The 10417-nt window shown below is 52.6% G+C and carries 8 protein-coding genes; 4 read left to right on the top strand and 4 right to left on the bottom strand.

What is annotated here, in order from left to right:
* Window positions 1-209 precede the first annotated feature (209 nt).
* Window positions 210-3005, bottom strand: coding sequence for a bifunctional aconitate hydratase 2/2-methylisocitrate dehydratase (locus B2R29_RS10250; RefSeq protein ID WP_301180980.1), 2796 nt, complete (start codon window positions 3003-3005; stop codon window positions 210-212).
* Between the two features lie 425 nt (window positions 3006-3430).
* Between B2R29_RS10250 and B2R29_RS10245 the strand changes: the two genes are divergently transcribed.
* Both B2R29_RS10245 and pdxB read left to right on the top strand, forming a co-directional pair.
* Window positions 3431-5557 carry a molybdopterin oxidoreductase family protein gene (locus tag B2R29_RS10245; protein WP_301180979.1) on the top strand — a complete coding sequence of 709 codons (2127 nt, stop codon included), beginning with the start codon at window positions 3431-3433 and terminating at the stop codon, window positions 5555-5557.
* Between the two features lie 81 nt (window positions 5558-5638).
* Window positions 5639-6781 carry a 4-phosphoerythronate dehydrogenase PdxB gene (pdxB, locus tag B2R29_RS10240; protein WP_301180978.1) on the top strand — a complete coding sequence of 381 codons (1143 nt, stop codon included), beginning with the start codon at window positions 5639-5641 and terminating at the stop codon, window positions 6779-6781.
* 38 nt (window positions 6782-6819) lie between these two features.
* Here pdxB and B2R29_RS10235 read toward each other — a convergent pair whose 3' ends face one another.
* Window positions 6820-7209, bottom strand: coding sequence for a hypothetical protein (locus tag B2R29_RS10235; protein ID WP_301180977.1), 390 nt, complete (start codon window positions 7207-7209; stop codon window positions 6820-6822).
* A gap of 23 nt (window positions 7210-7232) precedes the next feature.
* The gene (locus tag B2R29_RS10230; RefSeq protein WP_301180976.1) at window positions 7233-8447 is read right to left on the bottom strand and encodes a pyridoxal phosphate-dependent aminotransferase; all 1215 of its coding nucleotides are present in this window, start codon (window positions 8445-8447) and stop codon (window positions 7233-7235) included.
* Window positions 8448-8529: 82 nt separating this feature from the next.
* Between B2R29_RS10230 and msrB the strand changes: the two genes are divergently transcribed.
* Window positions 8530-8934 carry a peptide-methionine (R)-S-oxide reductase MsrB gene (gene msrB, locus B2R29_RS10225; RefSeq protein ID WP_301180975.1) on the top strand — a complete coding sequence of 135 codons (405 nt, stop codon included), beginning with the start codon at window positions 8530-8532 and terminating at the stop codon, window positions 8932-8934.
* Window positions 8935-9040: 106 nt separating this feature from the next.
* Window positions 9041-9523: a glutathione peroxidase gene (locus B2R29_RS10220; RefSeq protein WP_301180974.1), complete on the top strand. Its 483-nt coding sequence runs from the start codon at window positions 9041-9043 to the stop codon at window positions 9521-9523.
* Between the two features lie 9 nt (window positions 9524-9532).
* Here the strand turns inward: B2R29_RS10220 and B2R29_RS10215 are convergent, their stop codons facing one another.
* Window positions 9533-10279, bottom strand: coding sequence for a hypothetical protein (locus tag B2R29_RS10215; RefSeq protein ID WP_301180973.1), 747 nt, complete (start codon window positions 10277-10279; stop codon window positions 9533-9535).
* Window positions 10280-10417 lie beyond the last annotated feature (138 nt).

Raw genomic sequence — 10417 nt, 5'->3', positions numbered from 1 at the left:
TGACACAGAATTCTGAACACTACCCATGGCTGAGGCTTTTGCCGTCACGCAATGCTTGCAGGGTAGCCTTCATGCCGAATATTGGTAAAGCCAAACTATTCCAGACACAAAAAAACCGGCGCCTCTCACGAGTGCCGGTTTTTCTTTTCTAGCCCTCTGCCTCAACCAAAAGGTCAGGGCAGTGGGCTAATCGCCTCAAAAACTGTTAATTAAACAGCTTTCAGAGGGATCGCTGGGCGAGCCAGGTCTTTCGATGGTGGAGCGAAAGAAGTCAGGTTGATACCTTCAACCGCTGCTTTGTACTCTTCCAGAGTCGGGAAGCGACCCAGGATGGTACCCAGAACAACCATTGGGGTAGAGCCCAGCAGAGATTCACCTTTCTTCTCAGCGCTGTCTTCTACAACACGGCCTTGGAACAGACGGGTAGAAGTCGCCAGTACGGTGTCACCTGGTTCTGCTTTTTCCTGGTTACCCATACACAGGTTACATCCAGGGCGCTCCAGGTACAGGATGTTTTCGTACTTGGTGCGTGCAGCTTCTTTCGGGTTTGCATCGTCGAAGGTGAAGCCAGCGTACTTAGACAGGATGTCCCAGTCGCCTTCGGCTTTCAGCTCGTCAACAATGTTGTACGTTGGTGGTGCAACAACCAGTGGAGCCTTGAACGTGATAGGGCCGTTCTTCTCCAGGTTACGCAGCATCGCAGCGATGATCTGCATGTCACCTTTGTGAACCATACAAGAACCAACGAAGCCCAGGTCAACTTTACGGCCATCGTAGTAAGACGCCGGACGGATCACGTCGTGGGTGTAACGCTTAGAAACGTCTTCGTTGTTTACGTCTGGGTCAGCAATCATTGGCTCGTCGATTGCGTCGAGGTCAACAACCACTTCAGCGTAGTACTTAGCGTTGTCGTCTGGAGCCAGAGCAGGCTCTTCACCAGACTTGATGCCAGCGATACGCTTGTCAGCCAGTTCGATCAGGCCTTGCAGCATGCCTGCTTCGTTTTCCATGCCTTTGTTGATCATGATCTGGATACGTGACTTAGCCAGTTCCAGAGACTTGATCAGGGTGTCATCGGTAGAAATACAGATAGAAGCTTTTGCTTTCATTTCTGCAGTCCAGTCGGTGAAGGTGAAGGCCTGGTCAGCCAGCAGGGTACCGATCTGTACTTCGATCACACGGCCCTGGAAGACGTTTTCGCCGCTGAACTGCTTCAGCATTTGCGCCTGAGTAGCGTGTACGATGTCACGGAAGTCCATGTGCGGCTTCATGTTGCCTTTGAAGGTAACTTTCACAGACTCTGGGATAGGCATTGCTGCTTCACCAGTCGCCAGTGCTACTGCAACCGTACCGGAGTCAGCACCGAACGCGACACCTTTAGACATACGAGTGTGAGAGTCACCACCGATGATGATCGCGCGATCGTCAACCGTAATGTCGTTCAGTACTTTGTGGATTACGTCGGTCATTGCCGGGTAAACACCCTTAGGATCACGTGCAGTGATCACGCCGAACGCGTTCATGAACGCCATCAGCTTAGGCGTGTTGGCCTTCGCTTTGCTATCCCATACAGAGGCAGTGTGACAGCCAGACTGGAACGCACCATCAACGCTTGGAGAGATGGTAGAAGCAGCCATGGCTTCCAGTTCCTGAGTGGTCATAGGGCCAGTAGTATCCTGAGAACCTACGATGTTCACTTTAACGCGAACGTCAGAACCCGCGTGCAGTGGCGTCGCAGAGTTCACACCAACGGCGTTGCGGTTAAAGATCTTCTCAACAGCAGTCAGGCCCTGGCCTTCGTGAGAGATTTCTTTTGAAGACGCGTAAACAGCCGGTGCTTCAACACCCAGAGTCTCTGCAGCGAAGGTCTGCAGCTGCTTACCGAAGGTAACCGCGTAAGAACCGCCCGCTTTCATGAACTCGACTTTCTGTGGAGTGAAAGCGTCGGATACGTCAGACAGCACATTGCCATCGCTGTCGAGCAGCTTTTTGGTCTTGGTGTTGATGGTCAGAACGGTACCGGTCTTAACAGAGTACTTTTCTTCCAGTACTGCATCGCCGTTCGCGTCGCGAACAACGTTGCCGTCTGCGTCTTTCTTCTGTACCCAGTTTTTCAGGTCCAGACCAATACCGCCGGTTACGCCGACAGTCGTCAGGAAGATAGGTGCGATACCATTGGTACCAGCAACAACTGGAGCGATGTTGATGAATGGAACGTACGGGCTTGAAGGCTTACCAGCCCAAAGTGCCACGTTGTTCACACCAGACATACGTGATGAACCCACACCCATGGTGCCTTTTTCGGCGATCAGCATAACTTGCTTGTCTGGGTTAGCTTCTTTCATCTGAGTGATTTCTTCCTGAGCTTCAGGAGAGATCATGCACTTGCCGTGCAGTTCACGGTCAGCACGTGAGTGAGACTGGTTGCCCGGAGACAGCAGGTCAGTCGAGATGTCACCAACAGCAGCAATGTAGGTGATAACTTTGATTTCTTCGTCGATGTCTGGCAGTTCGGTAAAGAATTCTGCTTTGCTGTAGCTTTCCAGCAGTTCTTTGGCGATGGCGTTGCCTGCTTTGTAGGCGGCTTCCAAGCGCTCGGTATCGGCTTCGTACAGGAATACCTGAGTTTTCAGAACCGCCGCAGCCGCTTTTGCGATGTCAGCGTCGTCGCCCAGAGCCAGGTCGAGCAGTACTTTAATAGATGGGCCGCCTTTCATGTGAGACAGCAGCTCGAACGCGAAGTCCTGGTTGATTTCTTCTACAGAAGCCTGACCCAGAATGATTTCTTTCAGGAACTCTGCTTTGACACCGGCCGCAGGCGTCGTACCAGGGAGGGTGTTGTAGATGAAGAAGTTCAACGAGTCTTTACGGTGCTCATTGTTTACGTCTTTGATCTGTTCGATGATTTCAGACAGCAGTTCAGCGCCGTCGATCGGCTTAGGGTTCAACCCCAGCTCGTTCTTACGAACCTCAATTTCTTTCAGGTATTCTGAATACAGACTCATTTGCGACCCTCTCTCAAAGCCTTGATTGCAACTTCATTGCACTTTAGCTGGCTTGCGTCCTAAGGTGATCGCAAGCCCGCATCCATGCAGTTATGTCCGGTGAGCAGTACTACTTAGTGCCAAAAGTCACCAAGTATCTGCATCACCTACTTGTAGTAGCGCCGGAGTATACCGGAATTTTAGGCTCAGACGTATTTGTACCCCTGATATGCGTTATTCATAGTATTTATGATGGAGGTCTCTAATATTTTTTCAATTTATCAGATCGTCGACAGTTTCCTGTGGCGTCCGGCCTGGTGGATTCTGAATTCTGTCGTCCTGCACTTTGGCACAATTGGCCTGCTCCGGACCGGTAAGCAACGCGTATAGTCAATCAGAACAATAAGCCCGGTCTCATCCGGCGATCAGCAGCCAGGAAAAAAGTAATGACTATTCAGACGCATAAACGCACCTGCAGCCTGTGTGAGGCGACCTGTGGCATTGAAGTCAGGCATGAAGATGGCCAGATTCTTTCGATTAAAGGCGATAAGGATGACCCGTTCAGTAAGGGTTACATCTGCCCCAAAGCCACGGCGCTGCAAGACCTTCATGAAGACCCTGACCGTCTGCGCCTGCCGATGATCCGCAGGGGCGATGAGTGGCATGAAGTTAGCTGGAATGAGGCTCTGGATTATACCGCCAGCGAGCTGATGCGTATCCGCGATCAGCACGGTCGCGATGCGGTGGCATCGTATCTCGGCAATCCCAATGTTCACAATTACGGCAATCTGCTATTCGGTCCGATGCTGCTTAAGGCGATTGGCTCAAAGAACAAGTTCTCGGCAACGTCTGTGGATCAGCTGCCGCATCACATGGCGAGCCTGCAGATGCTGGGGCATCAGTTGCTGCAGCCTGTTGCTGATATTGACCGTACGGATTTTCTGATCATCATCGGCGGCAACCCTCTGGCATCTAATGGCAGCATGATGACTGTGCCGGATTTCCGTGGTCGGATCAAAGGGATTCAGGCGCGCGGAGGTCGTGTTCTGGTGATTGATCCGCGGGCAACTGAAACTGCCAGAGTTGCTGATGAGCACTGGTTTATCCGTCCTGGTCAGGATATTCAGCTGCTGCTGGCTGTGCTCCACGTCTGGGTGCATGAACTGTCTGCTCAGTTACCGGCATTGCCGGACTACGTTACTCCCGCTGATCTTAGCGCTATTTGTGCGGGTATGACGCCTGAACACGCTGCAGACCGAACGGGTATCAGTGCCGAAGCTATCCGCCAGCTGGCGGGTGACTGGCTGAGCGCGGAGTCGGCCAGCTGTTATGGCCGTATGGGGGTATCAGTTCAGCAGTATGGCGGACTGTGTCAGTGGCTGATCATGGTGTTGAACATCGTTAGTGGTAATTTCGACCGGGAAGGCGGCTTGATGCTGTCTCATCCTGCGGTGGACCTGCCAGCTATTCTGGCTGCACGCGGCAGTCGCGGAAATTTCAACCGCTACCAGAGCCGCGTTCGTGGTCTGCCTGAATTTGGGGGAGAGCTACCGGTATCTGTGCTTGCCGAAGAGATTCTGACGTCCGGCGAAGGGCAGGTGAAGGCGTTAGTCACGATGGCGGGGAATCCGGTTGTCTCGACGCCCAACAGTACTCAGTTGGTGACGGCGCTGGATTCGTTGGAGTTTATGGTGTCGATTGATTATTACCTCAATGAGACGACCCGCCATGCACACGTGATTTTGCCGCCTTGCGGACCGCTGGAGCGTGACCATTACGATCTGATCTTTAACAGTTTCGCCGTCCGTAACGTCGCGAAATACGCGCCAGCTTTATTCCCACCGGACAAAGGTGCGAAGGAAGACTGGCAGATTATTCACGGTCTGTTGAAGCGAATGGGCCGTGGTAGCCTGAAAACCCGTCTCCAGGGCCGTCTCGTACTGGGCATCATGGGCTGGATGAAGCCGTCAGGCATTCTGAATGCGATGCTCAAACGCGGCCCCTATAAACTGACATTGAAACAGCTGAAAGCCGCATCGTCAGGTATGGATCTTGGGCCGTTGCGACCATGCATGCCGGAACGATTGTTTACCCGGGATAGAAAGCTACATCTTGCGCCTGATCTGTATCTGGAGGAACTCGAGAGGGTGCGTCCACAGTTGTTGGCCAAGAACGTCGAGGATCTTGTGCTGATTGGACGCCGTCATGTGCGCAGCAACAATAGCTGGCTACATAACAGCCGCCGCCTGATTAAAGGGCCGAGACGTGATCGCCTGATGATTCATCCTGAGGATGCGGAGCGTTTCGGTATTGCCGAAGGCGGGACTGTGGAAATCAGTTCACGGGTCGGAAAGCTGGTGACCGAAGCTGAGATTACTGAGGAAGTGATGCCCGGCGTGGTGAGCTTGCCGCATGGTTGGGGCCACAACGTCGACGGTGTGCGTCTGGAGACCGCACGAGAGGCCGGCGGGGTGAATACCAACGTGCTCACCGATGATGCGCGCCTCGATGGACTGACCGGAAATGCAGCGCTGAACGGAGTGCCGGTATCGGTGGCTGCCGTTAGTCGATGACGCTGAACTCTTGCTAGTCGTTGTCATTGTGGCAGTCAGTTGCCACAATGACGTTCTCTTGTCAGATCAGGATTATCACCAGTGCGGATCGTAGCCGACGAAAATATCCCTTTAATTGATCAGTTCTTCGGAGACTTTGGAGACATCATCCGGGTTCCGGGTAGAACCATGACGGCGGCCGATGTCGCCGATGCCGATCTTCTGCTGGTGCGTTCGGTGACGCAGGTGAATGAAGCACTTCTTAGCGGCAGCAAGGTCAAGTTTGTCGGTACGGCGACGATCGGCACTGATCATATTGATCTTGATTACCTGAGCGAATCGGGTATTGGCTTCGCCAGTGCGCCGGGGTGCAACGCCCAGGCCGTCGTTGATTACGTGCTTAGCGCGTTGAGTGTTGTCGTGGATAGTCGCGGGATTGATTTTCGTGATCTGAGTGTCGGCATTGTTGGTGTCGGTAACGTCGGCCTGCTTCTGCGTCAGCGTCTTGAGCAAATGGGTCTGACGGTACTCGCCTGTGACCCGTTCAAAGAAGAAGAGGACGTCGGCGAGCTGACGACGCTCGATAAAGTGCTCGCCTGCGATGTGGTCAGCCTGCATACCCCGATGGAGAAGGGCGGTGATCATCCGACCTGGCATCTTATCGGCGAAGCCCAGTTGCAGCAGATGATGACGGATGCCTGTCTTATCAATGCGTGTCGCGGGGCGGTGGTCGATAACGATGCCTTGCTGAAGCACCTGCATGAGAATCCGGATTTTGTTGCGGTACTTGATGTCTGGGAAGGCGAACCGGAGCTGAATCGCGAATTATTGGATTTCTGCGCACTGGCGACACCTCATATCGCCGGGTACTCTCTGGATGGAAAAATGCGCGGCACCGAATTGGTGTACCAGGCAGCGTGCGAATTCTTTGGTTTACCTGTGCGCCTGAAGCTTGGGCAGTTCTTACCTGAGCCGGGTATCCGCAAGGTGGATTTCTCACCAGAAGTGCCTGTGCATCAGGCATTGCGCACTGCGATTCGTGCGTCTTATGAAATACGTGTCGACGACGGCGTGATGCGCTCGGTGATTCGTCACAGTAAGAATCTGCGCGAATCATTTGACCGAATGCGCAAAGAATACCCGCTACGCAGGGATACCATTAATCTTAAGGTGGGTGTGCCAGCGCGCGCGCATGATCTGCAGGATGCGTTGGAAGCTGCGGGCTTTGATGTCCGCTCACGGTAACGGCCGATTTGATCGCTACGCAGGCCAGGCCGGCTGAATCATGCTTCGAGAAATTCTTCGCGAAGCAGTCTTCTTATTAACTCAGAATCACTTTCTTGTACGGCAGAATGAAGGCGGCGGAACAATGGTTCGTCGCTTTCGTCAGGCTGACGCAGCAGTCGGGTGAATGCTTTGCTGCTCAGTACGAAATCATCGACTGATTCCTGCCGGTCAACGATTCCGAAGCGGACGTATTCCTCGTCGCGAAGCCACTGAATTGCGCCCAGCGCTGCTAAGTGGCGGGGTGAGTGAAGGCCGAACTCGTCCATCTCATCCGGCCCGCACACGTCTTCTACAAAGAGGGTTCTTGGGGCCGGAAATTGCTGTAACCCTGTGAGCAGGGTGACAGCAACATCACGAAAGAAATCATCAATATGAACGTCGAGCATTGGCGTGCGGGCCTTTGGTCGGATCAGAGCTGCTGATAGGTTTCGAAGAATTGTTTCATGCGCTGCATCGCTGCGGTCAGATCTTCTGGTCTTGGCAGGAAGACAACGCGGAAGTGATCCGGGTCTGGCCAGTTAAAGGCTGTACCGTGTACCAACAGGATTTTCTGTTGTTCAAGCAGGTCCAGCACCATGCGTTCGTCGTTGCGTATATTGAACTTTTTGACGTCTACTTTCGGGAAGCAGTACAGGGCACCTTTAGGCTTCACACAGCTGACACCGGGGATGTCGTTCAGCATTTCGTAGGCGATATCCCGCTGCTGAACAATGCGCCCGTCACCGTTGACCAGATCAAAAATACTCTGGTAACCGCCGAGTGCTGTCTGGATGGCATGCATGGATGGCACGTTGGCGCACAGTCTCATGGTGGCCAGCATTTCCAGGCCCTGAATGTAATCCCGCGCTTTGTGCTTGGCGCCGCTGATTATCATCCAGCCAGAGCGGAAGCCCGCCAGACGGTAGTTTTTAGATAAGCCATTGAAGGTAATAATTAACAGGTCATCGGCCAGCGATGCCGTCGAGGTGTGGGTGACACCATCAAACAGAATTTTGTCGTAGATCTCATCCGAGAAAACAATCAGGTTGTTTTCGCGAGCGATCTGCAGCATGCCTTCCAGAATTTCATCCGGGTAGACAGCCCCCGTCGGGTTATTCGGGTTAATAATCACCATTGCGCGGGTGCGGTCGGTTACCTTATTGCGAATATCGTCGAGGTCTGGGTACCAGTCGGATTGTTCATCGCAGAGGTAATGAACGGCTTTGCCGCCTGCCAGGCTGACCGCGCCCGTCCAGAGTGGGTAGTCGGGTGCAGGCACCAGAACCTCGTCGCCATTGTTCAGCAGGCCCTGCATGCACATGACGATCAGTTCACTGACGCCATTACCTATGATGATGTCTTCGAGCCCGACATTAGGAATCTTTTTCTGCTGGGTGTACTGCATGATGGCTTTTCGCGCCGAGAAAAGCCCTTTGGAGTCGCAATAACCCTCAGAATCTGGCAAGTTGTAGATGACGTCCTGGATAATTTCCTCAGGCGCATCCAGCCCGAACGGTTTCGGGTTGCCGATGTTCAGCTTCAGAATTCGATGGCCTTCTTCTTCCATACGCTTGGCGGCATCCAGCACTGGTCCGCGTATGTCGTAGAACACGTTTGCCAGTTTGTTGGACTTGAGGATTTCCATGGAACTTTGCCGCCTGTATCGGAACTGAATTTAAGTGATTAATCATACTCTTACGATGCTCTATCGGAAAGTGGTTGGAAGAATGAAAAAAATTAACAAGAGTGAAGACGAATGGCGCCAGCAGCTGAGTGCTGAGTCATACCGGGTAACGCGTGAAGCAGGAACGGAACGTCCGTTTACTGGTCAGTATTACGATTTCTCGGAAGAGGGTACCTATAAATGCGTGTGTTGTGGTGAACCTCTTTTCCTGTCGGGCGATAAGTTCGATTCGGGGTGTGGCTGGCCGAGCTTCAGCCTTCCCGCTGATGAAAACAACATAGAAGAGCGCAGCGATACCAGTCACTTTATGGTGAGAACTGAAGTGGTCTGCAAACACTGTGATGCGCACCTCGGCCACGTATTTACCGATGGCCCGGCACCAACGGGATTGCGTTATTGCATAAACTCCGCTGCTTTGACCTTTGAGTCTAAAGACGAAAAAAGTTAAAGGTATTTGTGCGAATTGCACACGGCTTTGGGCTCAATCGGCACTTGTGGCCGCATGGCGGTATGATTACTTTAACCGCTTTAAAATTAATGGATGGGAGTATCCGATGTCTGTTCTTGACTACACCATGCCCTTGTTAAACGGCAAAGATCAGGACCTCAGTGAATATGAAGGCAAGGTTGTACTTATCGTGAACACTGCGAGTAAGTGCGGTTTTACGCCGCAATATGATGGTCTTGAGACTTTATACCAGGACCTGAAAGACAAAGGATTGGTAATTCTCGGCTTTCCATGCAATCAGTTTGGTAAGCAGGAACCCGGCAGCGCGGATGATATTGGTGCGTTCTGTCAGAAAAACTACGGTGTTAGTTTTCCGATGTTCAGCAAGATTGATGTGAACGGCAGTGATGCTGCGCCTATCTATGACGAGCTGAAGTCCGCAGCGCCAGGCGTGATGGGGACGAAAGGTATTAAGTGGAACTTTACCAAGTTCCTGATTGGGCGTGATGGTAAGGTCATTGATCGTTATGCCCCGACCACAACCCCTGAGTCTTTGAAAGCGGATATCCTGAAAGCGCTGGAAGGCTGAGCGCATGGATTAATCGAACGTTTTCTTCTTCCAGGATTCTTCTGCCTCCGCCAGCTCATCGGCCCCTTCCGCCAGTCGGGACGGCCCTGAGTTGGCGCGATGCTGTTCGAGTTCGTCAATGGCCTCAACCAGAGCGTCCAGCTCTGTCATCAGGTCTTGAGGAAGATCTTTGATGTTGCGAATGGTCTTCTCAGCACGCTTTAAGAAATGCAGCGCCTGATTAGGTGCATTCTGCTCCAACGACTGTTTCGCCCGGGCCTGGTAAGTATTGGCACAGATGCGGGCATTAAGGACGGTCGCCTCCCTGATACGCTCACGTGCCGATTCTGTAGGAATCACGTGTTCTTTATGACCACTTTTAATCAATTCAAGATAGTCCATTAGTGAATCGCGCAGTTCTTTCGCTTGTTTCGGTTGCGTGGGAAGCGGTGATGGGGAGGGCGGAGCGGCGTTATTTCGCCACTCTTCAGCTTGATCCAGAGCTTTTGAGGTACGTTGCGGCATACTGATGAACTTTGTATTCACTTGCTGAGCGTGGAAGTCTGTCAGCTCGGCCAGTGCGCGCAGAGCTTCGATCGACAGCCAGGGGCGCAAGCTGTTGCCCACATTGCTGGTCAAGTTGATGGAATCAATGTGTTCAACCGATTTGCGCATTTGTTCCAGTCGGTATTGATCCATCCATCTTTTTATCGTCACCACAGCGATGGCAATAATGCCGGTGACGATAGCGACCGCGATCATCGTTGTACTGTCCATTGGACGTTTCCTGGGAGTAGGGCTGTTTTCACAGTATAGGACAAAATTTTTGCTTTACAGGTATTGACGCTTTCGAAGAACGTACATAGAATGCGCGCTCCTTGATTGAGACGTCCCCATCGTCTAGAGGCCTAGGAC

This window comes from Thalassolituus sp. UBA3500, from assembly GCF_002377545.1.
Lineage (GTDB): Bacteria > Pseudomonadota > Gammaproteobacteria > Pseudomonadales > Oceanobacteraceae > Thalassolituus.
Note: the sequence above shows the minus strand (reverse complement) of the source record. Positions and strands in the feature narration are given on the sequence as shown.

Bases quoted from the DNA above. Each gene is read 5' to 3' on its own strand.
- B2R29_RS10220 (WP_301180974.1), top strand. From the start codon at position 9,041: ATGTCTGTTCTTGACTACACCATGCCCTTGTTAAACGGCAAAGATCAG.
- msrB (WP_301180975.1), top strand. From the start codon at position 8,530: ATGAAAAAAATTAACAAGAGTGAAGACGAATGGCGCCAGCAGCTGAGT.
- B2R29_RS10215 (WP_301180973.1), bottom strand. From the start codon at position 10,279: ATGGACAGTACAACGATGATCGCGGTCGCTATCGTCACCGGCATTATT.
- B2R29_RS10230 (WP_301180976.1), bottom strand. From the start codon at position 8,447: ATGGAAATCCTCAAGTCCAACAAACTGGCAAACGTGTTCTACGACATA.
- B2R29_RS10235 (WP_301180977.1), bottom strand. From the start codon at position 7,209: ATGCTCGACGTTCATATTGATGATTTCTTTCGTGATGTTGCTGTCACC.
- B2R29_RS10245 (WP_301180979.1), top strand. From the start codon at position 3,431: ATGACTATTCAGACGCATAAACGCACCTGCAGCCTGTGTGAGGCGACC.
- B2R29_RS10250 (WP_301180980.1), bottom strand. From the start codon at position 3,005: ATGAGTCTGTATTCAGAATACCTGAAAGAAATTGAGGTTCGTAAGAAC.